Below are 26,022 nucleotides of genomic sequence, written 5' to 3'. Positions count from 1 at the left end.
CGGCGTGTCTACAATACCTTTATGAGCGCGCATGCCCCGTCCAGTTCCGCGGCCTCCCCGCGGCCCACGCGGCGCGAGCAGATCCTGCGGGAGGCCTCCAGGCTCTTCGCCGCGCGCGGTTTCCACGGGGTGGGCGTCGACGAGATAGGCGCCGCGGTGGGCATCAGCGGCCCCGCGCTCTACCGGCACTTCGCCGGCAAGGACGCCATGCTCACCGAGCTGCTGGTGGGCATCTCCACCCGGCTGCGGGACGGCGGCCGGCAGCGGGTCGCCGAGGCCGAGGCGGCCGGGGAGCCGCCGGCCGCGGCGCTGGAGGCACTGGTCACCGGCCATATCGACTTCGCGCTGCACGACCGGGACCTGATCACCCTGCACGACCGCGAGCTGGAGCGGCTGCGGGCCGACGACCGCCGCCAGGTCCGGCAACTCCAACGGCAGTACGTGGAGCTGTGGGTGGACGTGCTGCGGCGGGTCCACCCCGAGCTGCCGCCCGAGCGTGCGCGGGCCTCGGTCCACGCCGTCTTCGGCCTGCTCAACTCCACCCGGCACCTCTCCCGGCCGGACACCCTGCCGGACCGGGGCGCGACCGCCGTGCTGCTGCACGACATGGCCCTCGGCGCCTTCCGGGCGGCCGTCGACGCGCACCACGGGCGCCCCGGCTAGCCGGGCCCGCCCGCCGCACGCGCGCTCGCCGCGCGGTACCCGTCCAGCACGTCCTGGCGGAGCAGCGCCCCGAAGCCCGCCCCCTCCAGCCGCAGCCCCAGCTGGGCCCTGGTCAGCCCCAGCTCGGCCGCGGTCTCCCCGAGGTGCCAGTCGTGGGCAGCCAGCCGGGTGAGCAGGTGGCCGCGCCGGATCTGGCTCTCCGAAAGCCGGAACGTCTTGAGGTAGGCGACCCGACCGGCGCCGTCCACGATCGCCTCCCCGATGTGGTTCTCCCGCTTGGGCCGGAACGACGGCAGGAACCGGGAGAGCCGGAAACGCCCCATCCGGTAGACCGACCGCCAGGTGTAGTCGTCCGTCAGGAGCCCGCCGGTCATCACCTCGTCGTGGAAGCGCGCCCAGGCCGTCTCCTGCTCGGCGGCCGCCGCGCGCAACGCGGCCAGGGACCGGATCCCCGCCTCCGGAATCCTGGCCCGGAAGTCCGGCACCGCCGGCATCAGCATGGCATAACGGTGGATCAACTCCCCGTAAAGATCCCGCACCAGGGTGGAGTGCAGCGCCCGGTAGTCGTCCGGGTGCGGCACCACGAACGCGGCGGCCAGGGTGTCGGCGACATGCAGCAGCACGCCGCACTGCCCCGGATGGATCTCGAAGACCCGCAGCGCGTCGGCGAGCCCCCGCACGTCGGCCCCCAGGTACGCCTCCTCGACCCGGGGCGTCAGGCCCCGTCGGAGCGCCCGCGCCGACCACTCCTCCCAGGCGATCGAGGGACCGCCGAAGTGCAGCGCGAGATAGCCCTCCAGGGCCAGGTGCAGCGGCAGGAACCGCAGCCGGCCCCTGGCCTGGCGGCGGGACATGCCCCGGTGGAAGCGCAGGCCCACGGTGGCGGGCGCCGGGTCGGCACCGTCCAGGAACTGGGTCCCGTAGGCGGCCGCCGGGCCCCCGTCCCTGGACCAGCTGGCGACGAAGCCGTGCGGCACGTACGAGACGTAGGCCCGCCTGCGGCCGACCTCGACGACACCCGTCGCCTCGCCGTAGACCTGCTGGTGCAGCCGCAGGTCGGCGATCGGCTCGGGCCGCACCAGCGGCACCAGCCGGACCGCGCCCCACACCTGGGCGGGCCGGACGTCGAGACCGGCCAGGTCCAGGCCGGACCGCCCCGACCCGGCGGGCTGCTGACGGGTCATCGCGGCGCCTCCCGACGGAGGTTCCGGGACGGGACGGCCGGCAGCCGGGCCGCCCGGGCGTCCAGATAGGCGGTCAGCTCGGCCAGCCCGGTCCGCCCCTCGGCGAACTGGGCCAGCTCCACCAGCGCCGGCAGGTCCTCCGCGTCCCGGATCCCCGCCGTGGGCAGCGAGGGCGACAGCCGACGCACGTCGAAGTCGGCCGCGTCGTAGACCGGGTTGAGGTGGACGACGCTGGTCCGGCGGTCCGGATCGAGTCGGGTGCGCCACACCCGGAGCACCTCGCCGGCCAGGCCGGGCGGCGCGTTGTCCCAGCCGTCGGAGACGATGACGAGCCGGCTCGGCCCGGTCTCCAGCGCGTCCAGCACCCGCCGGCCCAGTGGCGTCGGCCCGAACGGGTAGGCCAGCAGCGGGTCGGTCCGCCCGGACGTCCAGAGCCCGGTGTAGTCGCCGGCCAGGGCGGCCAGCAGGTAGTGGCAGGCCAGGGCCACGGCCAACGGGCGGCGGCGCTTCTGCCCCGAGCCGGAGGCGGAGAAGCTGTCGTCCAGCACGGCGGCGACCCGGCCCCAGCTGCCCCGGTGCGCGCCGGCGACCCGGTCGGCGGCCGACTCCAGGGCCCGGGTCAGCTCGCCGCGGCGCGCCACCCGGTCCTCGATCGACAGCCCCAGCACGTAGCCGGCCAGCCGGGTCAGCGGCATGCCGGCCAGCTCCGCCGGCGCCTCGGCCACCCCGACGCGGCGCGCGGACTCCTGGAGCCGCAGGGACTCCCCCCGGGTCAGCCGGGGCGCGATGCCCGCCAGGAAGGTGGCCCGGTCGATGCCGTGCCGGGCGGCGAAGCCCTCGGCGACGGTGAACGGCAGCGCGTAGAGGGCGGCCCGCTCGTAGTGCGCGCGGCGCCAGGTCTCCAGCAGCGGGGTCGCGTAGCGCGGCCGGCCCAGCGGCGCGAACAGGAAGGCGCCCAGCTCCTCGGTGGGCGGCGGCAGGTGGGCGTGGCGCAGCGCGTCCCGGAGGCCGCGGCGGTACTTCACGGCGTCGAACGCCAGGTTTGGGCGGGCGGTGAGCCAGTCCCTGACGATCGCGCGGGTGCGGCGGTTGTTCACTCCGGCCCGGCGCAGCGCGCCGAAGAGCGCGTACACCCGCTGCGGCGGCAGCGTCGCCAACCGGCCGGCGATCAGCCGGCCCTCGCGGCGCCGCTGGTCGGCCGTGGCCTCACCGGCGGTGGCCAGCAGCCGCCGCACGATCAGGACGACGTTGTGGTCGTTGATGTCGAGTGCCAGCGCCCCGGCGTACAGGTCACGGTAGTTCGCCAGCAGGTAGGCATGGAGGAAGTCCAGCGACAGCCGCTGCTCGTCCTCGTCGCTGTGGAACTCCCGCTGCCCGGTCGCGGTGATCGCCGCGTTGACGAAGAGCAGCACGTCCTCGGCCGCGACGAGGTCCCCGTGCGCGTCCATCGCATCCCCCTGGCCAGGCGCCCCCTCCCCAGGGGGCGCGGACGCCGGCCGGGGAATGGGGGCACGAGCTGCGAAGCATTGCGGTAAAGGCAGGTTCCGGAAGTCGCACCGAAGTCCCGCGGCCGGCGGCACGACGGTAACAGGGGCGCCGGCGGCCGCTCCACCGACTTCCGCCCCCGCCCCACCCGGGGCGGGGGCCGGGGCGTCAGGCGGTCAGCTCCTGGGCCAGCGCGTCGCGCAGCCGGGCGGCCCGCCGGGCCACCTCGGCCGGGCCCAGCTCCATGGCCCGGGTGCACCAGCTGCCGCCCTCCGCCAGGTCACCGTGGCGGGAGGCGAGCAGCGCGAGTCGCAGCGCCGCCCGGCCGTGCCCGGCCTCGGCCGCGCGCCGCCACCACAGCGCCGCCTCCGGCTCGCTGCCCTCCCGGGCCAGCAGCAGGCCGAGGTTGAACGCCCCGTTCCGGCTGCCGGCCTCGGCCGCCGCCCGGTACCAGCGGGCCGCCGTGACCACGTCGTCCCGGCTGGCCGCGCACATGCCGAGCCGGACCTGCGCCCGCCGGTGCCCCTGCTCCGCGGCCTGGGCGTACCAGCGCTCGTACTCCGGCGGCTCGCCGCCCGGCTCCGCCCCTTCGGCGTCCCGCTCCAGCAGCACGGCGAGCCGGAACGCGCCCTCGTCGCTGCCGCCCTCGGCGGCCTGCCGCAGCCACTTCTCGGCCAGCCGGGGCTCCGCCTCGGCGGTGCCGGAGCGCAACAGCCCGACCGCCAGTTGCAGCGCCGCGTCGGTGTGCCCGGCCTCGGCGGCCCGGCGGTACCACCGCCCGGCGGCCTCCTCCTGGCCGCGCCCGGCGTAGAGGATGCCGAGGTTGAACGCGGCGTCCACGCTGCCCGCCTCGGCCGCCTTGGAGAACCAGGGCTCGGCACCGTCCGCGTCGCCACGCTGCAACAGCAGCACCGCCAGCGCGTTCGCCGCGTCCCGGTGGCCCGCGTAGGCCGCCCTGCGGTACCACTGCTCGGCCTGGGCGGTGCGGCCCTGACCGGAGCTCAACAGGGCGAGGTTGAAAGCGCCGTTGATGTCCCCGGCCTCGACCGCGGCCCGGTACCAGCGCTGCGCCTCCTGCCGGTCGCCGGACTGCGCGTACCGCGCGCCCAGCGCGTTGGCCGCCGGCCCGTCGCCGTCCCCGGCGGCGCGCCGCCACCACAGCTCGGCGCCGGCCTCGTCGCCCGAGTCCCGCAGCAGGAAGCCGAGCGCGCTGGCCGCCCGTACCTCGCCGGCCTCGGCCGCCTCCAGGTACCAGCGGCCAGCCTCGGTGGCCTCGCCGCGCCGCTCCAGCAGCGCGCCGAGCCGCAGCGCGGCCCGCCGGTGCCCGCGGGCCGCCGCCTGCCGGAACCAGGGCTCGGCCGCCGCCTCGTCCCCGCGGGCCAGCAGGCAGGCGTGCCGGTAGGCGCCCTCGCGGTGGCCACGCTCGGCCGCCACCAGGAACCACCGGGCCGCCTCCGCGTTCCCCCGGTGGTCGAGCAGCTCGGCCAGCGCGTGCGCGCCCGAGGCGTGGCCGGTCTCGGCGGCCTGCCGCAGCCAGAACTCGGCGCCGGCCTCGTCCCCGCGCTCGCGCAGGTGCCGGCCCAGCGCGTGCGCCGCCGGCGCCGAGCCGGCCACGGCGGCGATCCGCCACCACTCGGCCGCCTCCCCGGCGCGGCCGGACTGGTACAGCAACACCCCCAGGTTGTTCGCGGCGGACCGCTCCCCGTCTGCCGCCGCGCGCCGCAACGGCCCCTCAGCCCCGTCCAGGTCCCCGAGGCGCAGCAGCCGCGCGCCCTCCTGAGCGGCGGCTCGACTGCTCTCGAACCCGGCCTTGTCCCCCATAAGGTCCATAGTCGCACCACCTGAAACCTGCGTACACCTGGTATACCGCAGCCAGTGAAGTCACTTCAGCGGTTTATCGACTTCCCGATATGGATACACCCAAACACGGTCGGCGATGGGAAGTTACCGGGAATCGAGACGCAGTATGGCCCCTGCCACTGACAGCGCCGGTCAGCGTGGTATCAGGGCAACCGCCGAACACGCGCACAGGGTTGACGATCCGACGGCCCGTCAGCACCGCGAGGTCGCGCGCACCCCGGCGCGCACCGCGCCAGCGCCCCGCGCCACCGCCCGGCCCACGAAACGCCGGAGGCCCGGCACCGCGCACGCGGTACCGGGCCCCGACTGGACGCCCACCAGGGGTGGGGGAACGCCCTTGCTCTGCCTAGGAGTTGCCGTCAGCGGGCGCTTCCTCGTCAGGCGGCGTCTCCTCCTCCTCGTTGCGTGCCGGGTCGTCCTCGGCCATCTGGGCCAACGCCTCCTCCAGGCGGGCCTGCGCCTCGCCGAAGGCCGCCCAGTCCCCGTCCTGGAGCGCCTGCTCGCTCTCCTCCCAGGCTTCCTGGGCCTCGGCGATGGTCTCCTCAAGGGTGGCTTCACCCTCCGGGGGCTGCTCTTCCTCACCCTCACCGGGGGGTGGTGACTCCGGCGGTTCCTCACCGGATTCGGTGACCCCGAAGACGACGTCCAGGGCCTCCTCAAGGGTGTCCTCGAAGGCCGTGCGCTCGCCGTAGGTCACCAGCACCCGCCGCAGCAGCGGGTAGTTGGTGCCGGCGCCGCGGACGTAGACCGGCTCCACGTAGAGCAGGCCGCCTTCCAGTGGCACGGTGAGCAGGTTGCCGTACTCCACCTCGGAATCGCCGCGGGAGAGCAGGTTGATGCTCTCGGCGATCTCCGGATCGGAGTTGAACCGGCTCTGCACCTGCTGTGGGCCCCAGACCGTCGTGTTGGACGGCAGGGTCAGGACTCTCATCGTGCCGTAGGAGTCGCTTCTGGCGTCCGCCTCGACCGCCATGTAGGCGGCCAACGTGTCTCTGTTGAGCGGCGTGAACGTCGTGGTCAGCGAGAAGACCTGCTCGTCCTGGTCCGGCATCCGCATGCTCAGGTAGTACGGCGGCACCGACTGCCCCTGGTGCGTCGGGTCGTCCGGCACCTCCCAGCGCTCCGAACCGCTGTAGAACTGACCGGCGTTGTCCACGTGGTACCGCTGGAGCAGGTCACGCTGGACCTTGAACAGGTCCTGCGGGTACCGCAGGTGGTCCATCAGCTCGTCGCTGATGTCCTCGCGGTCCTGCACGGTCTCCGGGAAGGCGCTCCGCCAGGTCTTCAGCACCGGGTCCTCGGTGTCCCACTCGTAGAGCACGACATCACCCGAATAGGCGTCCACCGTCGCCTTGACCGAGTTCCTGATGTAGTTGACGTTGTTCTCCTGGGCGATGACCTCGCCCTGGTTCTCCGTCAACGAGGTCTCGGTGACGTCCCCGAGCGTGGTGCGCGAGGAGTAGGGATAGCCGTTGGTCGTGGTGTAGGCGTCCACGATCCACTGGATGCGGCCGTCCACCACCGCCGGGTACGGGTCCCCGTCGATGGTCAGCCAGGGCGCCACCGCCTCGACCCGCTCCTTGGGCGTCCGGTTGTAGAGGATCCGGGAACCCTCGCCGATCGCGCCGGAATAGAGGATCTGCGGCTCGCCCATGGTCAGCGCGTAGGCGGCCCGGTTGAAGTAGTTGTCCAGGTTGACGCCGGCGTCGCCGGAGTAGCTGTACTCGACCTCGCCGTCCTCGCCCGCGTAGTCGATCTCCTGCTGGGGGCCGCCCACGATCGAGTACTGGGTGGTGTACTCACCGAAGTAGACCCGCGGCTCGTACTCGCCGAGGTCCCCCTCGGGCGGCAGGTCGCGCTCCAGGAAGTCCGGCTGCCCGTTCGACAGGATGTCGGTGCCGCTCGCGGCCACCATGCCGAAGCCGTGGGTGTACCGGAAGTGGTCGTTGATCCAGTTCCGCTCGGGAGCGTTGTTGACGTTCATCTCCCGGAGGCCGACGACCGTGTCCTGCTCCTGGTCGTCGATGCTGTAGCGGTCCACGTCCAGCGTCGGCGAGAACTGGTAGTAGCCCCGGACCTGCTGGATCTGCTGGAACGCGGGCGAGACCACGCTCGGGTCCAGCAGCCGGATGCTCACCGTGTCGGAGACGGAGTTGCGCAGCTCCTCCGCGTCCACCTCGGGATCGCCCGTGTAGTCCTCGTACTGAGCGTCGGCGATGTCGTAGGCGTCGATGGTGGACTCCATGTGCTTCTGGATGTATGGAGTCTCCTTCGCCTGCTCGTTCGGCTTGACCTGGAACTGCTGCACCAGGGCCGGGTAGACGCCGCCGATCAGCACGGCGGAGAGGACCATCAGGCCGAGGCCGATGACCGGCAGCTGCCAGCCGCGGCGCCACAGGGTGGCGAAGAACAGCACCGCGCAGATCGCGGCGATGATCGCCAGGATCGTCTTCGCCGGGAGGTAGGCGTTGGCGTCCACGTACCGCAGACCCGTCCAGCCCTCGTTGTCCCGGAAGTCACCGCTCTTGAGCGCCAGCCCGTACCGGTCCAGCCAGTAGGCGACCGCCTTCAGCGCCACGAACAGGCCGACCAGCACCGAGAGGTGGCTGGTCGCCGCGTTGGTGATCCGGCTGCCCGGCGTGGTCAGCCGGATGCCGCCGTAGAGGTAGTGGGTGAGCGCGGCGGCCAGCGTGGAGAGCACCACGACGGCGAACGCGAAGCCCAGCACGAACCGGTAGAAGGGGTAGTCGAAGGCGAAGAACGACACGTCCCGGTTGAACTGCGGATCGGTGACGCCGAACGACTCACCGTTGATCCACTGGAGCCAGGTGCGCCACTGGCTGGAGGCGGAACCGCCGGCGATCAGCCCGATCACCACCGCGACCGCGAGCACCACCCACTTCTTGAAGGGGGCGATACTCGTGCGGTAGCGGTCGAGGTTCTGCTGCTCCATCGACATCGCGCTCAGCGGCGGCCGCAGCCGGTGCGCCAGCCAGATGTTGAAGCCGACCGCCAGCGCCATCACCACGCCGAAGACCGTGAACATCACGGCCCGGGTGAGCATCTGTGTGCGGTAGACGCTGGTGTAGTCAACCGAGCGATACCACAGCCAGTCCGTCCAGAACCCCGCGAACATGGCGAACAGGATGGCCAGCGCGGCCAGGATGGCCGCGGTGATCAGCAGGGTCTTGGCGCCTCGGGACGGGCGCCCGACGCTGAACCTCGGTCCTCCCGGCCCTCCTGGGCCTCTTGGTCCTCTGGGTCCGTTCGGACCGTTGGGGCGGCCCGAACCCGAGCCCCGGTCCGGCATCTGGAAAGCCAAGGTGCGCACCTCAAACGATTCGCGGGATCTGAAGCCGGGCCAGTCCACAGAACGGCCCACTGAACTAACTTACTCAACCTTTACTCGGTTCCCGTTTTCGGGGGGTGAGACGGCACGATATGCCCATGGACAACACTCCCCCCGACGCATCCGCCAACTCGCCCCTGGCGGCCGAACCGCTCACCAGGACCGTGCTGGAGATCGACAGCTACGCGGCCAACCTCGGCTGGGACCGCCCCGCCCAACTGTTCGCCCTGGTGGACACGGTGCGGCTGCGCTCCGAGGAGCCCGGGCTGGCCGAGCGGCTCGAACTGGACGAGACGGCGGGCGACGGGCTGACCCCGATCGAGCAGGACGAACTGCCGCCGGGCGTGCCGCTCGACGAGTTCCTCGCCACCATCGCCTGGCCCGACGCCGTGGCCGGCTGCGCGCTCACCGTGGAGCGGCTGATGCTGCCGCCGGCCGCCGAGACCGCCGTCCCCGACGGCCTGGACGAGGCCGCGCTGAACCGCTGGGTGACCGAACACCCCGAACGCCAGGAGGTGCGCCTCACGGTGGCCGTGCTCCGGGACGGGCAACGGGAGTCCGCCGTGCGGCTGCGCGCGAAGGACAGCGAGACCGAGGTGCTCACCGGACCCGACCTGGTGCCAGGGCTCGCCGAGGCGCTCAGCGCCACGTTCGCCGACTGACCCTGCCGTGGGCGCGCGGGCACCCGGCCCGCGCGACCGGGCGACACCGACCGCCGGGTGGCCGCGCCAGGACCGCCTCGGTCAGGCGGCCGGCCGGCACTCGGACAGCTCGTCGGTGTCGCCCGCGCGTATCAGCCCCAGCGCCTCCAACGCGTCGTCCATGGTGTCGACCTCGACCAGGGTCAGCCCGTCCGGCACGTCCTCCGCGGCGGTGGCGCAGTTCTCCCGGGGCGTCAGGAAGAACTCGGCGCCGGCCTCCCGGGCCGCGATGATCTTCATCGAGACGCCGCCGATCGGGCCGACCACGCCCTCGTTGTCGATCGTCCCAGTGCCGGCGATGAACGCGCCCCCGGTCAGCTCCTCCTCCGTGAGCCGGTCCATCAGACCCAGGGCGAACATCAGCCCCGCGCTCGGCCCCCCCACGTCGGCCAGCTGGATGTCGATCTCGAAGGGCAGCGCGTACGCCAGGCCGGCCTGGATGCCGACGATCGCCCGCTGGTCGTCCTCCGCCTCCGCCGTGGTGACCGTGACCTCGGACGTCTCCTCGGGCATCGGGCCGCCGCCGTTCAACGCCTCCTGGGCCTGCTCGGCGGGGACCACACTGAACACCACGTCCTCGCCCGGCTCGTGGCGCGTCACCAGCTCGGCGACCTGCCCCGGCTCCCGCACCGGGGTGCCGTCCACGGCGATGATCGCGTCCCCCGCGTGCAGCTCGTCCTGCGCGGGGCTGCCCTCCACCACCGCCGCCACCACGGTCTGTTCCGGGACGTCGTAGCCCAGCTCGCGGAGCGCCACGACCTTGGCGCTCTCCTGCGACTGGGTGAACTCCTCGGCGTTCCGCTGCTCGACCTGGTCCGCCGAGACGTCGTCCGGATAGAGCGTGTCCCGCGGGACGACGGCCCGGTCGTCGGCCAGCCAGCCGTGCACCGCCTCCAGCAGGTTCATCCGGTAGTCGATGCCGGTGACCCGCACCGTCGTCATGTTGAGGTGACCCGAGTCCTCGAAGGTCTCCTCGCCCTCCACCGTGAGTACCGGCTCACCGTCGTGCTCGCCGAGGGTGTTCACCGTGGGGCCCGGGGACATCTCCGCGTAGGGCACCTGGATCAACACCCCGGCGCAGAGCATCCCGATCAGCAACAGGACCGAGGTCAGCAGTGTCGCGGTACGGCGTGGCATGTCTTGACAGTACGTGACGGCACTGTCAACCGTCGGCCGGGGCCCGCTCCATCGCGGCCCGGAAGGCCTCGTAGCCCCGCACCCCCACGCTGTCCCTGACGTTCCGCCCGCCACTGCGGCGCCGGGTGGCCCAGGCGCTCCATATGCCCGCGACCACTCCCCCGGCGACCGGAATCAACAACCAGACAAGTACAGCCATCTCCTACCTCCCACCTGCGCCGCCCACGGCGTTGTCACTCCAACGCTCGGCCGCGTCTACCGGTTACGCAACCGGAGTGGTGCCCGCCGGCCGACCGGCGCCCGCCCCCACCCACTCCTCGGTGCCGTCCGCGAAGCGCTGGTGCTTCCAGATCGGCACCCGCGACTTCAGCTCGTCGATGAGCAGCCGCGAGGCGCGGAACGCGGCGTCCCGATGGGCCGCCGAGACCGCGACCACCACCGCCAGGTCCCCGACCGCCAGCGGGCCCAGCCGGTGCGTGGCGGCCACCGCGCAGCCGGGGAAGGCCGCGACCACGTCGGCCGCGACCCGGCGCAGCTCGGCCCCGGCGGTCGGATGCGCGGAGTACTCCAACGAGGTGACGGCCGCCGCCGGCCCGTCGTGGTCGCGCACGCTGCCGACGAACAGCACGGTGCCACCGGCCGCGTCGTCCGCGACCGCCGCCCGCACCTCGTCGACCGAGAGCGGCGTCTCACGCAGGTCCACCAACCGGATCGGGTCCACGGTCGTCATACCCCCCATGATCCCCCATGCCCGCCCGGTCAACGGCGGCGGGCCCGACGGGCGCGGCGGACCAGCGCGGCCGTGCCGACCAGGGCGACGGTGGCACCGGCGGCGCCCAGCGTGGTGGCCGCGTCCTTGCGGCCCAACCGGCGCCCCACCACCGTGTGTCGCCCCGCGACCTCCGCCAGCAGCTCGGCCAGCACCTCCTCGTTGCTCCAGGCCGGCCGCCAGCCCGCCTCGTAGAGCCGGCTGCCGCTGACCACCCAGGGGTGCATCGTGTAGGCGAGGTCGCCGGCCGGCGACGGCGTGAGGCCCAGCCGGTGCAGCCGGGTCGCGGCGCCCAGCGCCACCGAGGGCGGCAGCTCCATCCGGCGGATGCCGGACAGCTCCTCGACCTCCTCCTGCTCCAGCCAGCCCTCGCAGCCGACCGCCAGCTCGCCGTCGACCTTCTCGAGCACCGCCAGCTCCAGCGCGCTGACCAGGTCGTCGACGTGGCAGAACTGCCACCGCGGGCGCGAGCCGGCGACCACCAGCAGCCGGGGCGACTCGAAGTAGCGGGTCAGCGCGGTGTCCGTGCCACCGACCAGCACGGCGGGGCGCAGCACGGTGACGTTGAGCCCCGGGTGCGCGCGGGGCGCGCGCTGGGCGAGCCGCTCGATCTCCAGCAGGTCGCCCACGCAGGTGGCGTCCTCGGTGGCCCGCAGCTCGGCGTCCTCGGCGAGCGGCACGTCGTTGTCCGGCAGGGCGCCGTAGACCATCGCCGAGGTGCACAGCACCACCCGGCGGACCCCGGCGGCGGCCGCCGCGGTCAGCACCGTCTGGGTGCCCCGCACGTTGAACGCGGTGCGCGCGGCCGGGTCGGACTCCACGTCCAGGTCCATCGCCAGGTGCACCAGTACGTCGACGGGGGCGGTGGTCGGCTCGGCGTCCCGCTCCTCCTCGGCGTCGGCGTCCCTGGTCGCGCCCGAGGTGCGCAGCAGGTCGGCGATGGCCGGGTCGCGGACGTCCAGGGTGTGCCACTCGGCACCCCTGGCCTCACCGAGCCGCTCGTCCAGCGCGAGCACCCGCCGGACGTCGGCGGAGTCCAGCAGCCGCTCGGTGAGCCGGGCGCCCACACCTCTCGCCGCGCCGGTCACGGCGACGGTCAGGGGGGTGGTTGGTCCGTTTCGCGGTGCGCGAACGGCTGGTTCCGGGGAACTCACAGGACCTCTCCAGCGGTTGTTCCATTACGACGTGCGCACGCCCATCCTGCCTGAGAGGTGTCTAGGCTTGGGGCACAGACCAGCGAATGCCCGGCGCGTCCGTTTCCGTTTCGACGACGTCCGATGACACAACCCGAGGATTCCCGTGAGTGACTTTCCCTTCGGATTCGGCCTCCCGCAGGAGCCGGAAGACGGCGAATCCGGTAAGAACAAGGGCGCCGGTGGCCAGGGTCCGGCCGACAACCCCCTGTCCGCGCTGTTCGGCGCCGGCGGGATGAACCCGCAGGACCTGGGGGCCGCGTTCCAGCAGCTGGGCCAGCTGCTGTCCAACGACAGCGGCCCGGTCAACTGGGAGCTGGCGCAGAACGTCGCTCGGCAGACGGTCGCCCAGGGCACGCCGGACGGTTCGAAGGACCGCTCGGTGAGCGCCCAGGAGACGGAGCGGGTCAGGGAGGCGGTGCGGTTGGCCGACCTCTGGCTGGACGGCGTCACCTCGCTGCCCTCCGGTGCCACGGCCACGGTGGCCTGGAGTCGTGCCGAGTGGGTGGAGGCGACGCTGCCGGTCTGGCGGGAGCTGGTCGATCCGGTGGCGGAGCGGGTCGGGGCGGCCATGAGCCAGGTGCTGCCCGAGGAGATGCGGGCCATGGCCGGCCCGCTGCTGGGCGTGATGCGGTCCATGGGCGGCGCCATGTTCGGCACCCAGATCGGGCAGGCCGTCGGCGTGCTGGCCGGCGAGGTCGTCGGCTCGACCGACATCGGGCTGCCGCTCGGCCCCGCGGGCAAGGCGGCGCTGCTCCCGCAGAACGTCGCTGCGCTCGGCCAGGGCCTCGGGGTGCCGGAGGACGAGGTCCGGCTCTACCTGGCGCTGCGGGAGGCGGCGCACCAACGGCTCTTCACCCACGTGCCGTGGCTGCGCTCGCACCTCTTCGGCGCGGTGGACGGCTACGCCCGGGGCATCCAGGTGGACACGGCGAAGCTGGAGGGCCTGGTCGGGCAGCTCGACCCGAGCCGGCCCGAGGAGTTGCAGGAGAAGCTCCAGCAGGGCCTCTTCGAGCCGGAGGACACCCCGGAGCAGAAGGCCGCCCTGGCCCGGCTGGAGACCGCGCTGGCGCTGGTCGAGGGCTGGGTGGACGCGGTGGTGCACGCGGCGGCCGAGCCGCACCTGCCGGCCGCCTCGGCGCTGCGGGAGACGCTGCGCCGGCGGCGCGCCTCCGGCGGCCCGGCGGAGCAGACCTTCGCCACGCTGATCGGTCTTGAGCTGCGCCCGCGCCGGCTGCGGGACGCGGCCCGGCTGTGGGCCTCGTTGACGGACGCCAGGGGCAGCCAGGGCCGGGACGCCCTGTGGACGCACCCGGACATGCTGCCCACCGCCCGGGACCTGGACGATCCGGACGGCTTCGTCCACCGCGAGCAGCTGGACTTCTCGGAGCTGGACCAGCTGCTGGGCGAGGCGGCCGACGGCGGCAGGCCGAGCCTGGAGAAGGACACCCCCGGGGACAGCCGGCCGGCCGACGACGAGGACGGCCCGGGCGACGAGGACGGCCCGGCGGGCGAGGGCAAGGGCGGCCGGCCCGAGTGAGCGCCCTGCGTGAGGACGCCGCCCAAGCCCTGCGCGCCTGGGCGGCCCCGGACGACGGGCAGGAGGAGCTGCGGCAGGACTACGCCGCGCATCTGGCGGCCCATCCGGACGGCATGTGGAAGAGCTGCCGGTCCGGCCATCTGACCGCCAGCGCGCTGGTGGTGGACGCGGCGGGCGGCCGGGTGCTGCTGACCCTGCACCGGAAGATCGGCCGCTGGCTCCAGACCGGCGGCCACTGCGAGCCCGGGGACGAGACGCTGACCGGCGCCGCGCTGCGGGAGGCCACGGAGGAGTCCGGGATCACCGGGCTGCGGCTGCTGCCCGTGCCGGTCCGGCTGGACCGGCACGAGACGCCGTGCGCCACCCATTTCGACGTGCAGTACGCGGCCCTGGCGCCGGCCGGGGCGCGGGCCGTGATCAGCGAGGAGTCGCTGGACCTGCGGTGGTTCGACTTCGCCGAGGCCGAGCGACTGCCGGACCGCTCGGTGCGGGAGCTGGTGGCCGGGGCGCGCGCCCTGCTGTGAGCGGGGCGCGCGGCCGGGCGGGGCCGGCCCCGCTCAGCGCGGCCCCCAGGCGCCGCCCTGGCCGAGGCCGGGCCCAGCCCCCTGCTGGAACTGCAGCCGCTGGCCGAACGACGTCTGCTGGGGCGGCAGCAGCTCGCTCGGCTGGACCACGACATGGCCGTCGCCCATGAAGCTCAGCTCCCAGCCCTCACCGGTGCTGCCGCGGCGGCGCCAGATCGACTTGCTGCTGGTCTGGGCCTGCATCTGCACCCGCAGCGAGGAGGACCAGGCCACCACGGCGTCCGCGTCCACACTGCACACCTGCTGCGGGGTCACGCGCAGCACCAGCGGGCTGCCCGAGGTGGTGATGGCGACCTGCCCCTGACCGGTGATCAGGGTGTTGTAGGCGCCGACGCCGGGGATGCCGTACTGGCTCTCCACGGAGACCACGTCCCAGTGCAGATGGGCGTCCATCGCCAGGACGTAGCCGCTGTCCACGGTCAGGCCCTCGTGGTCGACCTCCAGCACGTGCACGTGCTGGGCCAGGTTGGCCAGGTAGACCACGCCCTGCCCGAAGCAGCGCATCAACGGCAGGGCCTCGCCGGTCATCCGCTGGCTGTGCTGCTGGCGCTGCGACTGGTACTCGCCGTCGAACTCGACCATGCCCTCGAAGGCCACCATGCTGCCGGACCTGGCCACCACGTCCTCGCCGCCGGCGAGGTTGACCCGCAGCATGTGGGCGCCCTGGAGGGCGAAGCGCTCCTGGCTCTGTTGGGCCGCGTTGTTGAAGATCGGACTCAGCATCTCGCCGTTCCCCCGTTAGTTCTGGTTGCCGCTGAGGCGCTCGGTGCTGTCCTCGCTGGGCTGGACGATCACGAAGCCCTGGCCGGAGAAGCCGAGTTGGTAAGCCTCGCCGCTGCCTCGACCGATCAGCGAGCTGGCCTTGAAACTGCGCTTGCCGCGCACTTCGAGGCTGGTGGACCAGGCGACCAGCGCGTCCGGGTCCACATAGGTCTCGCCGCCGCTCTGGCCGCAGTCCACCACCACCGGGAAGCCGCGGCTGGTGATGGCGACCCAGCCGGTGCCGGAGATGCCGAGGTTGAACAGGCCCTGGCCGGCGAACTTGGCTATCCCCTTGACCCGTTGCACCCCCCACTCCAGGTGCGCGTCGAAGGCCAGCACGTTGGTCGCGTTGACCGAGATGTTCTCGCCGTTCAACGGGAGGCAGACCACGTTCGCCCCGTAGTCGGCGAGGTAGAGCTGGCCGTCGCCGTGGCACCGCATCAGCGGGACGCTCTCCCCGGTGAGCCGGCCGGCGACGGCGCGGCCGACGGCCGAGGGGTTGGACTCGTACTGGACGAAGCCCTCGTAGGCCACCATCGATCCGGACCGGGCCAGGAGGTCCTGCCCGGATCGCATGGCCACCCGGGCCATCGTGGGCCCGTGGTTCTCCATCCGGGCCGTGGGGGCGGTCGGGGCGTAGCCCGCGGTCATCCGCTGGTCCATCACCGGCTCCTGTCAGATCTCGTAGGGCTGGACGATCACGAAGTTCCCCGGGGCGCCGCGGAACTGGAGCTGGGTGCTCTCGCCGGTGTCGCCCGGGTAGGCGTGCCGGCGGAGCCGCACCTGGCTGGCGACCAGCACCTGGGCGGCCGCGGACCAGGCGACCAGCGCGTTGGCGTCCGCGAAGGTCATCGCCGTGACCGGCATGACCAGCGGCTCGCCGTGCGTGGTCAGCACCAGGGTGCCGTGGCCGGAGAACTGAAGGGCGAAGAGGCTGCCTCCCGGCAGCCCGTGCCCGTCGATGCGCCGCACGTCGCAGTCCAGCGACTCGTCGAAGGCGAGCACGTGCTGAGAGGAGACGCATATCGCGTCGCCCTGCAGCTCGACCGGGAAGAGCCGGGTGGCGTCCTCCGCCAGGTAGACCCGGCCGCCGCCCGTGCAGCGCATCAGTGAGGGGAAGCCCTCACCGGTGGCGTTGGCGACCATCCGCCGCTTGAAGCCGCCGCCCTTGAAACCGAACTCGACCTCGCCCTCGTAGAGCACCATCGCGCCCTGTCTGGCCATCACCGGCTGACCGTCCAGCCCCAGGTCGACGCGGACCAGCTGGGGATTCTGCAGGCTCCAGCGCTGCCCGGCGTCGGCCGGGCGGTACTTGCTGAGCACGGTGGAGAGGTCGCCGGTCTGCTGGGGCACCTGCTGCGTCGCGGCGGGCCCCGCCTGCGGGGGGAACTGCCCGAACTGCTGCGGGACCTGACCGAACTGCGGCTGCTGGGGAGCGGCCGGGGGCTGGCCGAACTGCGGCTGCTGGGGAACGGCGGGGGGCTGGCCGAACTGCTGCGGCGGCTGCGGAGGCGGCCCGGGCGGCTGGCCGAACGGCGCCGCGGGCTGCGGGGCCGCCGGCGGCTGCCCGAACTGCTGCGGGGGCTGCGGAGCGGACGGAGCCGGCGCGGCGGGCGGCGGGGCGGCTGGAGCCGGCGCGGCGGCGGGTACCGGCTCGGGTGCCGATGGCACGGGAGCGGGAGCGGGCGGCGCGGCGCCGCCGGGAGGCGCGAACGCCGGCGGGGCGGCCGGCTGCGCGCCGGGCGGGGCGAAGCCGGGCGCGCCGCCCTGCGGCTGCGCGGGAGCGGCCGGCGCCGGCGCCTCTTCCTCCTCCTCGACCTCGCCGCCGAAGTGCCGCAGCAGCGCCGCCAGCCCGCCGTCGAAGCCCTGGCCGACGGCGGCGAAACGCCAGCCGTCCTTGCGGTAGAAGTCGCCGATCATCAACGCGCGTTCGGAGGAGAACTCCGAGCCGTCGAAGGAGTACCGCGCGACCTCCTCGCCGCCCGCGACGATCCGCAGGTAGCCGGGCGCCACCTGGGACATCGTCCCGTCGCCGTCGATGGTCGCGGTGAAGGCCAGCCGGTCGATCGCCGGTGGCACCCGGTCCAGGGTGATCCGGAAGGACTCAGCGTCCCCCGCCTGCGCCCCGAGCAGCTGCATCGACTCCTCGGGCGACTTCGGCTGGTTGTAGAAGATGAAGTAACGGTCGTCGGAGAGTTGCTCGGCGGCGTCCAGCCCGAAGCAGCTGATGTCGAAGACCATCCCGGGCCCGGAGACGTGCACCCCCACATACAGGTCCGTCCCCAGGGTCAGGTCGCTGAGGCGAGCCTTCTGACCCCGCTTGAATTGCGTCACCATAGGTAACGGCCCTCCCCGTTCGACAGGCTGCACATCCGGCGCCGCCAGACTAGCCAATGCGACCGACAGTGGTCGCCCCCGGTCAGTCGCCCTCCGGGCAACGACCCTGCGGCAGCCGCTCCGCGGTGACCACGCCCTCCAGGAAGCCGCGCGCCCGCTCCGTCCTGGGATAGCGCTCCAACAGCGCCCAGAAGTCGGCACCGTGACCGGGCACCAGCAGATGGGCCAGCTCGTGCAGCAGCACGTAGTCGACCACGTACTCGGGCATCCCCTGGAGCCGGTGGGAGAGCCTGATGGTGCCGAGCGCCGGCGTGCAGGAGCCCCAACGGGCGTTCTGATTCGTGACCCAGCGCACGCTGGCCGGCCGCGCGCGCCCCTCGAAGTACCGCTCCGACAGCTCGACCGCCCGGCGCAGCAGGTCCGCGTCGTCCAGCAGCCGTCGGGTCTCCTGGGCGGCCAGCTTCTCCAGCATCACGGCGACCCAGCGCCGCTCCTCCTCGGCGGACATCCGGGCGGGGATCAGCACCACCGTGCGGTCGGCCTCGCGGTAGGCGGAGACCGTGCGACGTCGGCGAGAGCTGCGGCGGACCTCCACCCGATCGGCACCGGCGGTGTCCAGCGCCGGACGCCCCGCCGAGGGACTGCGCTGCGGCGGGCCGGCGCTGTTCAGCGGGTCGGCGGGCACAGGTCGACGTTACCCGCTGGGGGCCGGATATGTCCCACTCGTCGCCCGTGGCACCAGCGTCACCGTGACGCGACCACCCTCCAGAACGCACTATTTATAGTATTTTCTCGCCTTCCTGTGGATAACATCACACACGCCCGCTCTGTTCCCGCCATGATGGGTCCAACAGTGAGCCGAGGCCCGCCCGGGCCGAAGGGGGGCGATCCCAATGCATCCGATGATCAAGCCGTCGCTACGGCGCGGCTGGCGGGACCAGAAGACCGTGCGGTACGGCGTGACCCCCACCCACTCGGTGCTCGTCGGCCCGGTGGACAACGCCACGGAGAGCTTCCTCTCCCTGCTGGACGGCACGCGAGGGCTGCCCGCCCTGCGGGACGCCGCGGCCTCGCTCGGCCTCGGGGCCGAGGCGGCGGACCGCGTGACCGACCGGCTGGTGCGGGCCGGCGTGCTCGACGACGCGACGGCCGAGCCGGAGGCGGCCGGAGCCGTCACCGAGGCGATGCGCCCCGACCTGGCCTCGCTCTCCCTGCTGCACGCCAGGCCGGGCGACGGGCTGCGGGTGCTGACCGCGCGGCGCGCCGCCCGGGTCCTGGTCAGGGGCGCGGGCCGGGTGGGCGCCGCGCTCGCCGGCGCCCTCTCCCAGGCCGGCGTGGGCCGAGTCGACGTGGTGGACGGCGGCCGGGTCGCGCCCATGGACACGGCGCACGGCGGACTGCGGCCGAAGAGCCTGGGCGAGCGCCGGGCCGCGGCGGCCGAGGCGCTGGTGCGCGCGGTCCGGCCCTGGCGCCGGGTGCCGGTGGCTGAGCCGGCGGGGCCCCAACTGGTCGTCATGGCTCCACGGGACGGGCTCGCCGCCTACGTCCCCGACCCGGTGCGCGCCGAGGATCTGATGGCCACCGGCACCCCCCATCTCTACACCGGGGTGGTGGAGGCCACCGGCTTCGTCGGCCCCCTGGTGCTGCCCGGCACCTCGGCCTGCGCCGGCTGTCTGCTGCGGACCCTGAGCGACCGGGAGCCGTCCTGGCCGATCCTGGTCGCCCAGTGGCGCAACGGCCGCAGCCCGGGGGTGCCCGCCTGCGACAGCGCCCTGGCCACCGCGGTGGCCGGGATGGCCGCCTGCGCGGTGCTCGCCTTCCTCGACGGGACGGCGCCGCTGAGCCCCCACACCAGGTCGGAGTTCGTGCTGCCGGGGCCCACGACGACGACACAGACATTCGTCCCACATCCGGAGTGTCCGTGCGGAGCCGCTGACGGCCGCCCGCCCACCCCGGTCGTTCCGGCCCAGGCGGGTCCACAATGAACGCAGGGTCCGGCACGACGACCGTACGCTCGCCGGACGTTGGAGGGGACATGTCTGATCTACCTCGCAAGGCGGTGACCAGGACGGCGAAGCTGGCCACGCTGCCGCTCAGCTTCGCCGGCCGGGCGACGTGGGGGCTGGGGAAGCGCATCGGTGGGAAGTCGGCCGAGTTGGTGGGCCAGGAGCTTCAGCAGCGCACGGCCCAGCAGCTCTTCTCGGTGCTGGGCGAGCTGAAGGGGGGCGCGATGAAGCTGGGGCAGGCGCTCTCCGTCTTCGAGTCGGCGCTGCCGGAGTCGATGGCCGGGCCGTATCGCACCGCGCTCACCAAGCTGCAGGACGCGGCGCCGCCGATGCCGACGAGCTCGGTGCTGCGGATCATGGCCGAGCGGCTCGGAGCGGACTGGCGGGACCACTTCCTGGAGTTCGACGAGCAGCCGGCGGCGGCCGCCTCCATCGGCCAGGTGCACCGCGCGGTCTGGTCGGACGGTCGGGAGGTGGCGGTCAAGATCCAGTACCCGGGGGCGGGTGCGGCGCTCCTCTCCGACCTCACCCAACTGGGCCGCATCGCCCGAGTGTTGGCACCCTGGGCCCCCGGCCTGGAGATCAAGCCCCTGATCGAGGAGATACGCGACCGGGTCGCCGAGGAGCTCGACTACGCCCAGGAGGCGGAGTCCCAGCGGATCTGTGCCGAGGCGTTCCGGGGCGATCCGGACATCGTGGTGCCCGAGGTGGTCTGCCAGCGGGAGGGGCTGCTGGTCACCGAGTGGCTGGCCGGCATACCCCTCTCCGAGGTGATCGCCAAGGGCGACCGGCCACGGCGGGATCGGGCCGGCCAACTGCTGGCGCGTTTCCTGTTCTCCGGCACGGAACGCACCGGCCTGCTGCACGCGGACGCGCACCCGGGGAACTTCCGGCTGGTCCCGGTCCCGGACGAGCCGGTCGAGCGCTGGCGGCTCGGCGTGCTGGACTTCGGCGCGGTCAACCGGCTGCCCGACGGCCTGCCGCCGGCGATCGGCCGTGCCCTTCGGCTCTCCCTGGAGGACTCGGCGGCCGAGGTGTACGCCCAGCTCCGTGCGGAGGGCTTCGTCAGGACGGCCATCGAGCTGGATCCGGACGAGGTGATGGGATATCTGCTGCCGCTGATCGAGCCGGCGCGGGTGGCGGAGTTCACCTTCACCCGGGAGTGGCTGCGCGAGCAGGCGGCCCGGGTGGCCGATCCCCGCACCTCGGCACACCAGTTGGGCCGGCAGCTCAATCTGCCGCCGGCCTACCTGCTGATCTACCGGGTGACGCTGTCCACCATCGGGGTGCTCTGCCAGTTGAACGCGACGGTGCGGCTGCGGGAGGAGTTGGAGGCCGGGCTCCCCGGGTTCCGGGCGGCGACGCCGGGGCTCCGGAAGGCGCCGGCGGCCGAGCGGGGCGCGGCGGAGGGTGGGGACGGCGGCCCCGCCCTGGAGAAGACGGAGGGGTGAAAGCCGCCCGGCGGGCGAACGGTGCTGCGGCCGGGAGCCGGCCGCCGCGCTGGTCAGTGCATGACCGCCCTGGCCAGCGCCTGGCGGGCGCGCTGCGAGGCGCGCTCCGCCCGGCGCTGGAGGCGGGCGGAGCGACGAGCCTGGCGCTGAGCCTCGGCGAGCCCGTCGGCCACCCACTGGGACTGGGCTTCCCTGCTGCGTTGCTCCATATGGGAACGCGCCAGGGCTTCTGGGATGAGTTGCAACTTCCTGGTCCTGTTCTGTTCCTGCCGGGACTGTCGTGGCCCGACGGGTCGACGGCCGGAGGCCGCCGTGGTGTTGGGATCGATGGCGCGCAGCTGGTGCTGGCGCCGTGGCCCGTAGGGGGCCGGTCGGCCGATGGTGCCCGGGGTGCTCATGCCGAGACCGGATTCTTGCGGGGACGGCCCCGGGGCCGCTTCCTCGGCACCACCACGCCCTGGACGAACAGCTCGCCACCCCAGACCCCCCAGGGCTCGCGACGGTCCTTGGCGCCGGCCAGACACGCCTCGCGCAGCGGACAGGTCTGACAGAGGGACTTGGCGTACTCGACGTCGGCGGGCGACTCGGCGAAGAACACCTCCGGGTCGTAGGAACGGCAGGGCACGCTCTCGTCAAGCCGCTCGATGGCCTCGTCGAGCTCGTTCAGCGTGAACAGCGGGGTCACAGAAGTCTCCGGATCGGGTGGGGAGTTCAGGTCAGGTCGGGCATACGGCGCGAGTGGCATGAGGAGTCCTCGTGTCGTTGAGTTGTCGAACCGCTCGACGGGTCGCCGGGCGGCGGGAAAGCAAAAGGGCCGCGAAACCCGGTGTGGGTTCCGCGGCCCCTGAGGTGCCGACCTGATCTCGCCGATCAGGTGGGATCGCTCCAGGGATCGAGCCCGCGGAGGGCCCACATCGAGTGAAACTTGGTCTGCTGTCCGAAGGTCTGGTGGCCGGGGCCGGCGAGATTCGCGGTGGCCGCATAGGCGTCCACGCCTGCGGCTGCCGCCACTGCTGCCATCTCGGGCGCCGGAATCGTTCGCTCGCACCGGGAGACACCCAGGGCGTCAGCGGCCACATGCACGGACGGCACACGCGGGGCGATGACACGGGACGGGGCGGCCACACCGAGCATGGCGGAGCTGGCGACGGCAGAGCCGGACAGTTTGTCGTGAGTCAGAACGAGCACTGCAATCGCCTCCTTCGCGATGTCGGGGGTAGGCACTCCCACCCGGGGATGTTCTCTCAGTACAGCATGGGACCGGAGGAAGTGAAAGCCTCCTCCAGCGCCACGTGGAGCACGCTATGCGGATCTCTCGCGCGGGCGCAATCTATTTTCCGGCGTCCTCTTCGGTGGATTCCTCGGCGCGCTCCGGGAGTTCCTCTCCGGCGCACAGGGCCAGCACCTCGGCGCCGAACTGGCGCAGCTTGTGCGGGCCGACTCCGGAGATCCGGGACAGCTCCCGCTCGCTCTCCGGAGGCTGCTCGGCGATGGCCATCAAAGTGGCGTCCGTGAAGACCGCGTACGCGGGCCGGCCCAGCTCCTGGGCACGCTCCAGGCGCCACTCCCGCAGCCGCTCGTACAGCGCCTCGTCCATCGAGGAGGGGCAGTCCGCGCAGCGCCGCAGCTTCAACTCGGTGGCCTCCGTGAGCGTGCGCCCGCAGACCCGGCAGGGCACCGGGCCGCGCGGCTTGCGCTGTCGGGACCCCCGCTCCACGCCCCCCGGCCCGCCGCGGCCCCGGGGGCCGTCGGCCGCCGAGCCCGGGCGCAGCCCGTCCAGGAAGCGGCTCGGCCGGCGCCCCGCCCGGCCGCCCGGGGACCTGGCCAGCGCCCAGGAGAGGCTGAGGTGGGCCCTGGCCCTGGTGACGCCGACATAGAGCAGCCGGCGCTCCTCCTCGATCTGCTCCGGGGTCTTGGCGTGGGTGATTGGCAGCATCCCGTCGGTCAGCCCGACGAGGAAGACCGCGTCCCACTCCAGGCCCTTGGCCGTGTGCAGGGACGCCAGGGTGACGCCCTCGACCGTGGGGGCGTGCTGGGCGGCGGCCCGCTCGTCCAGCTCGGCGACGAAGTCGCCCAGGGAGGCGTCGGGGCGGGCCCGCTGGAAGTCCCCCGCGAGCCGGACGAGGGCGTGCAGCGACTCCCAGCGGTCCCGGACCGCGCCGGAGCCGGCCGGCGGCTGCGGGGTCCAGCCGACGCTGCCGAGGGCGGCGCCCACCTCGGCCGCGAGGCCGTCCGCGTCGGCCAGGGCCGCGTCGTTCCCCCCGGCGCGGGCGGCGCCGCGCAGGGCGAGGGCCGCCTGGCGGATCTCCTGGCGCTCGAAGAAGCGCTCCGCGCCGCGGAGCTGGTAGGGCACGTCGGCGTCGGCCAGGGCCTGCTCGTAGATCTCGGACTGGGCGTTGACGCGGTAGAGCACCGCGATCTCGCTGGCCGGCACGCCGGGGCCGCCCTCGGCGACCGGGGTGAGCAGCTCGCGGATGCGGCGGGCGGTGGCCTCCGCCTCGGCCGGCTCGTCCGAGTGCTCCGAGAAGACCGGCTCGGGGCCCGTGGGCCGCTGGGAGACCAGCTCCAGCCGGTGCTCGGCGGCCCGGCCCCTGGCCTGCGCCAGCAGCCCGTTGGCCAGGTGGACCACCTGGGGGGTGGAGCGGTAGTCGCGGACCAGCTTCACCAGGGTTGCGTCCGGATGCTGGGTGCGGAAGTTCAGCAGGTGGTCGGGGGTGGCGCCGGTGAAGGAGTAGATCGTCTGGCTGGCGTCGCCGACCACGCAGACGTTGTCCCGGTCGCCCAGCCAGAGCTGGAGCAGGCGCTGCTGGAGCGGGCTGACGTCCTGGTACTCGTCGACGGTGAAGTGCTGGTACTGGCGGCGGACCGTGTCGGCGATGTCCGGCCGGTCGCTGAGGATGCCGACCGTCAGCAGCAGCACGTCCTCGAAGTCGATCACGCCGCGGTCCTGCTTGAGCCGCTCGTAGGTGGCGTAGATCCGGCTGGTCTCGGCCGGGTCCCTGGGGGCGTCCCGGCCGGCCTTGACCACGGCGGCCGGGTAGTCCTCCGGGGTGGTCTGGGTGACCTTGGCCCACTCGATCTCGCCCAGCACGTCCCGCAGCTCCAGCCGCTCCAGCCGGATCCGGCTGCGCGCGCCGGCCTCGGCGACCAGCTGGATCTTCCGCTCCAGCAGCCGGGGCGGCTCGCCGCCGACGGCCTTGGGCCAGAAGAACTGCAACTGCCGCAGCGCCGCCGCGTGGAACGTGCGGGACTGCACGCCGCCGGCGCCCAACTGGCGCAGCCGGCCGCGCATCTCGCCGGCCGCCCGGGCGGTGAAGGTCACCGCGAGCACCGTGTTCGGCTGGTAGACACCGGCCCGCACGCCGTAGGCGATGCGGTGGGTGATGGCCCGGGTCTTGCCCGTGCCGGCGCCGGCCAGGACGCAGACCGGGCCGTGCAGCGTGGTGGCGACCGTGCGCTGCTCCGGGTCCAGACCGTCCAGGACCGCGTCCGCCGAGTGCGGCACCTCGGGGAAGGCACTGTGCGGTAGCGTCCCCTGCGGGGAGCCGGCCGCTCGACTCCCCGGCGGGGGGCCCTCCGGCAGCGGGCTCTCCGACGGGACGGCTGAGGCGTGCGGTACTGAAGTCACCCCGCCATGCTGCCAGGTCGACCGGGCGTCGTGGGAAGGGTTGTCCACAGGCCGTGGAATTACTCCTACCGCGTCCGGCGTTCCCCCACCAGGCACGGGCCCACAAGCGCGGGCCCGTCGCGCGATCGCGAAGGAGTCGGACGATGCCGGGCACAGTGACGATGTACAGCACCACCTGGTGCGGCTACTGCCGTCGGTTGAAGGGCCAGATGGACCGCGAGGGCATCGGCTACACCGAGGTCAACATCGAGCAGGACCCCGCGGCCGCCGCCCTGGTGGAGCGCGCCAACGGCGGCAACCAGACCGTCCCCACGCTGGTCGTCACCGGCGAGGGCGGCACCGAGACCACCATGACCAACCCCTCGTTGAACGAGGTGAAGAAGGCCCTGGCCGCCTGACCGCGGCGGCCGGCCGCCGGCTCACCAGATCGAGGTGGCCAGCGGCTTCCCGTACCACTGCTCGACCAACCGGGAGGCGATGGAGACGCCGGACGGGGCCAGCACCTCGCCCGACTCCATGGCCTCCCGCAGGTCGTCCCGGGAGAACCAGCGGGCCTCCTCGATCTCCTCACCGTCCACCGTGACGTCCGTACTGGTCGCGCGGGCCACGAAGCCCAGCATCAGGCTGGACGGGAACGGCCAGGGCTGGCTGGCCTGGTAGGCGACCTCCCCGACGGTCACGCCGACCTCCTCGGCGACCTCCCTGACCACCGCCTGCTCGATCGACTCCCCCGGCTCGACGAAGCCGGCCAGGGTGGAGAAGCGGCCCTTCGGCCAGTGCAGTTGCCGGCCCAGCAGGGCCCGGTCGTCGTCGTCGAGCACCAGCATGATCACGGCCGGGTCGGTGCGCGGGTAGTGCTCCGCGCCGCAGGCCTGGCAGCGGCGGATGTGTCCGGCCGCGGCGATCACCGTGCGCTCCCCGCAGCGGGAGCAGAAGCGGTGCAGCCGCTGCCAGTTCTCCAGGGCGACCGCGTGCACCATCAGCTCGCTGTCCCGCTCCGACAGCAGGGCGGCGGCCTCCCGCAGCCCCGCCGGGCGGGCCGCGTCGTCCATCCGCCCCGGCAGGGCGTCCTTCTGGAGCGCGAAGTACCGGACGCCCGCCGCGTCCCGGCCCAGGTAGTAGCGGTGCGCCTCGGTGAGCGGGGCGTCGAAGGACGGCATCGTCACCAGCTCGGTGCCGCCGGCCGGGGTCTCCTCGACCAGCGCCTGGCCGCCGGAGACCACGAAGACGCGGGTGGTGGGATGGCTCCAGGCAGCCCCGAGCCACGCCTCGTCCAGGCGATGGCCGGAGTCCCGGTCGATGCCTCCGGTGGCGGTGAGCGGGATCGGCTGGACGACGCTGTCCTGGCTGGCCGAGGTGGTACGCATACGGAA

General features: G+C 73.3%; 24 protein-coding genes. 7 read left to right on the top strand and 17 right to left on the bottom strand.

Annotation, left to right across the window (positions count from 1 at the left end):
- Window positions 1-21: 21 nt before the first annotated feature.
- Window positions 22-663, top strand: a complete 642-nt coding sequence (locus RM844_RS04310; protein ID WP_311664895.1) for an SACE_7040 family transcriptional regulator — start codon at window positions 22-24, stop codon at window positions 661-663.
- Here RM844_RS04310 and RM844_RS04305 read toward each other — a convergent pair.
- From RM844_RS04305 to RM844_RS04290, 4 genes are all read right to left on the bottom strand, one after another.
- The gene (locus RM844_RS04305; RefSeq protein ID WP_311664893.1) at window positions 660-1,847 is read right to left on the bottom strand and encodes an ARPP-2 domain-containing protein; all 1,188 of its coding nucleotides are present in this window, start codon (window positions 1,845-1,847) and stop codon (window positions 660-662) included. The genes RM844_RS04310 and RM844_RS04305 overlap by 4 nt on opposite strands.
- Entirely contained in the window at window positions 1,844-3,295 is a 1,452-nt protein-coding gene (locus RM844_RS04300; protein WP_311664891.1) for a hypothetical protein, read from the bottom strand. Before RM844_RS04300 ends, RM844_RS04305 begins: the two co-directional genes overlap by 4 nt.
- 205 nt (window positions 3,296-3,500) lie before the next feature.
- Window positions 3,501-5,153: a tetratricopeptide repeat protein gene (locus RM844_RS04295; RefSeq protein ID WP_311664889.1), complete on the bottom strand. Its 1,653-nt coding sequence runs from the start codon at window positions 5,151-5,153 to the stop codon at window positions 3,501-3,503.
- A 385-nt stretch (window positions 5,154-5,538) separates the two neighbouring features.
- The gene (locus RM844_RS04290) at window positions 5,539-8,328 is read right to left on the bottom strand and encodes a UPF0182 family membrane protein (protein WP_394814434.1); all 2,790 of its coding nucleotides are present in this window, start codon (window positions 8,326-8,328) and stop codon (window positions 5,539-5,541) included.
- A 311-nt stretch (window positions 8,329-8,639) separates the two neighbouring features.
- Between RM844_RS04290 and RM844_RS04285 the strand changes: the two genes are divergently transcribed.
- A complete protein-coding gene (locus RM844_RS04285) occupies window positions 8,640-9,203 on the top strand; it encodes a PPA1309 family protein (RefSeq protein WP_311664887.1) in 564 nt (187 codons plus the stop codon).
- Window positions 9,204-9,284: 81 nt separating this feature from the next.
- Here the strand turns inward: RM844_RS04285 and RM844_RS04280 are convergent, their stop codons facing one another.
- The 4 genes from RM844_RS04280 to RM844_RS04265 form a co-directional block, all read right to left on the bottom strand.
- Window positions 9,285-10,379, bottom strand: a complete 1,095-nt coding sequence (locus RM844_RS04280; protein WP_311664885.1) for a YlbL family protein — start codon at window positions 10,377-10,379, stop codon at window positions 9,285-9,287.
- Between the two features lie 25 nt (window positions 10,380-10,404).
- Window positions 10,405-10,578, bottom strand: coding sequence for a hypothetical protein (locus RM844_RS04275; protein WP_311664884.1), 174 nt, complete (start codon window positions 10,576-10,578; stop codon window positions 10,405-10,407).
- Between the two features lie 63 nt (window positions 10,579-10,641).
- Entirely contained in the window at window positions 10,642-11,118 is a 477-nt protein-coding gene (locus tag RM844_RS04270) for a molybdenum cofactor biosynthesis protein MoaE (RefSeq protein ID WP_394814433.1), read from the bottom strand.
- A 20-nt stretch (window positions 11,119-11,138) separates the two neighbouring features.
- Entirely contained in the window at window positions 11,139-12,302 is a 1,164-nt protein-coding gene (locus RM844_RS04265; protein ID WP_311664881.1) for an NAD-dependent epimerase/dehydratase family protein, read from the bottom strand.
- Between the two features lie 145 nt (window positions 12,303-12,447).
- Between RM844_RS04265 and RM844_RS04260 the strand changes: the two genes are divergently transcribed.
- Window positions 12,448-13,881, top strand: a complete 1,434-nt coding sequence (locus RM844_RS04260; RefSeq protein ID WP_311664879.1) for a zinc-dependent metalloprotease — start codon at window positions 12,448-12,450, stop codon at window positions 13,879-13,881.
- The gene (locus RM844_RS04255) at window positions 13,878-14,405 is read left to right on the top strand and encodes an NUDIX hydrolase (RefSeq protein ID WP_311664877.1); all 528 of its coding nucleotides are present in this window, start codon (window positions 13,878-13,880) and stop codon (window positions 14,403-14,405) included. The genes RM844_RS04260 and RM844_RS04255 overlap by 4 nt, the downstream gene beginning before the upstream one ends.
- Before the next feature lie 33 nt (window positions 14,406-14,438).
- Here the strand turns inward: RM844_RS04255 and RM844_RS04250 are convergent, their stop codons facing one another.
- The 4 genes from RM844_RS04250 to RM844_RS04235 all read right to left on the bottom strand — a co-directional run bounded on the left by RM844_RS04250 (window position 14,439) and on the right by RM844_RS04235 (window position 18,249).
- Window positions 14,439-15,188, bottom strand: a complete 750-nt coding sequence (locus RM844_RS04250; RefSeq protein WP_311664875.1) for an AIM24 family protein — start codon at window positions 15,186-15,188, stop codon at window positions 14,439-14,441.
- A 15-nt stretch (window positions 15,189-15,203) separates the two neighbouring features.
- Window positions 15,204-15,890, bottom strand: coding sequence for an AIM24 family protein (locus tag RM844_RS04245; RefSeq protein ID WP_311664873.1), 687 nt, complete (start codon window positions 15,888-15,890; stop codon window positions 15,204-15,206).
- A gap of 12 nt (window positions 15,891-15,902) precedes the next feature.
- Window positions 15,903-17,564: a TerD family protein gene (locus RM844_RS04240; protein ID WP_311664871.1), complete on the bottom strand. Its 1,662-nt coding sequence runs from the start codon at window positions 17,562-17,564 to the stop codon at window positions 15,903-15,905.
- An 82-nt stretch (window positions 17,565-17,646) separates the two neighbouring features.
- Window positions 17,647-18,249, bottom strand: coding sequence for a M48 metallopeptidase family protein (locus tag RM844_RS04235; protein ID WP_311664869.1), 603 nt, complete (start codon window positions 18,247-18,249; stop codon window positions 17,647-17,649).
- 217 nt (window positions 18,250-18,466) lie between these two features.
- On the opposite strand from RM844_RS04235, the gene RM844_RS04230 reads away from it, so the two are divergent.
- Window positions 18,467-19,549, top strand: coding sequence for a ThiF family adenylyltransferase (locus RM844_RS04230; RefSeq protein WP_311664867.1), 1,083 nt, complete (start codon window positions 18,467-18,469; stop codon window positions 19,547-19,549).
- Between the two features lie 50 nt (window positions 19,550-19,599).
- The gene (locus tag RM844_RS04225; RefSeq protein ID WP_311664865.1) at window positions 19,600-21,021 is read left to right on the top strand and encodes an ABC1 kinase family protein; all 1,422 of its coding nucleotides are present in this window, start codon (window positions 19,600-19,602) and stop codon (window positions 21,019-21,021) included.
- A 53-nt stretch (window positions 21,022-21,074) separates the two neighbouring features.
- Here RM844_RS04225 and RM844_RS04220 read toward each other — a convergent pair whose 3' ends face one another.
- The 4 genes from RM844_RS04220 to RM844_RS04205 all read right to left on the bottom strand — a co-directional run bounded on the left by RM844_RS04220 (window position 21,075) and on the right by RM844_RS04205 (window position 24,526).
- Window positions 21,075-21,419 carry a hypothetical protein gene (locus RM844_RS04220; RefSeq protein WP_311664863.1) on the bottom strand — a complete coding sequence of 115 codons (345 nt, stop codon included), beginning with the start codon at window positions 21,417-21,419 and terminating at the stop codon, window positions 21,075-21,077.
- Window positions 21,416-21,766, bottom strand: coding sequence for a WhiB family transcriptional regulator (locus RM844_RS04215; RefSeq protein ID WP_097229783.1), 351 nt, complete (start codon window positions 21,764-21,766; stop codon window positions 21,416-21,418). The genes RM844_RS04220 and RM844_RS04215 overlap by 4 nt, the downstream gene beginning before the upstream one ends.
- Window positions 21,767-21,891: 125 nt before the next feature.
- Window positions 21,892-22,209, bottom strand: a complete 318-nt coding sequence (locus RM844_RS04210; protein ID WP_311664858.1) for a hypothetical protein — start codon at window positions 22,207-22,209, stop codon at window positions 21,892-21,894.
- Between the two features lie 142 nt (window positions 22,210-22,351).
- The gene (locus RM844_RS04205) at window positions 22,352-24,526 is read right to left on the bottom strand and encodes an ATP-dependent DNA helicase UvrD2 (protein WP_311665322.1); all 2,175 of its coding nucleotides are present in this window, start codon (window positions 24,524-24,526) and stop codon (window positions 22,352-22,354) included.
- 266 nt (window positions 24,527-24,792) lie between these two features.
- Between RM844_RS04205 and RM844_RS04200 the strand changes: the two genes are divergently transcribed.
- On the top strand, window positions 24,793-25,047 hold the full coding sequence (locus RM844_RS04200) for a glutaredoxin family protein (RefSeq protein WP_311664856.1): 255 nt from the start codon (window positions 24,793-24,795) through the stop codon (window positions 25,045-25,047).
- A gap of 21 nt (window positions 25,048-25,068) precedes the next feature.
- On the opposite strand, the gene nudC is transcribed toward RM844_RS04200, so the two are convergent.
- Window positions 25,069-26,016 (bottom strand): NAD(+) diphosphatase, encoded by a 948-nt coding sequence (nudC, locus tag RM844_RS04195; protein WP_311664854.1) that lies wholly within the window; start codon window positions 26,014-26,016, stop codon window positions 25,069-25,071.
- Window positions 26,017-26,022 lie beyond the last annotated feature (6 nt).

The organism is Streptomyces chisholmiae, from assembly GCF_031845445.1.
In the GTDB taxonomy this organism is placed as follows: Bacteria; Actinomycetota; Actinomycetes; order Streptomycetales; family Streptomycetaceae; genus Streptomyces; species Streptomyces chisholmiae.
Note: the sequence above shows the minus strand (reverse complement) of the source record. Positions and strands in the feature narration are given on the sequence as shown.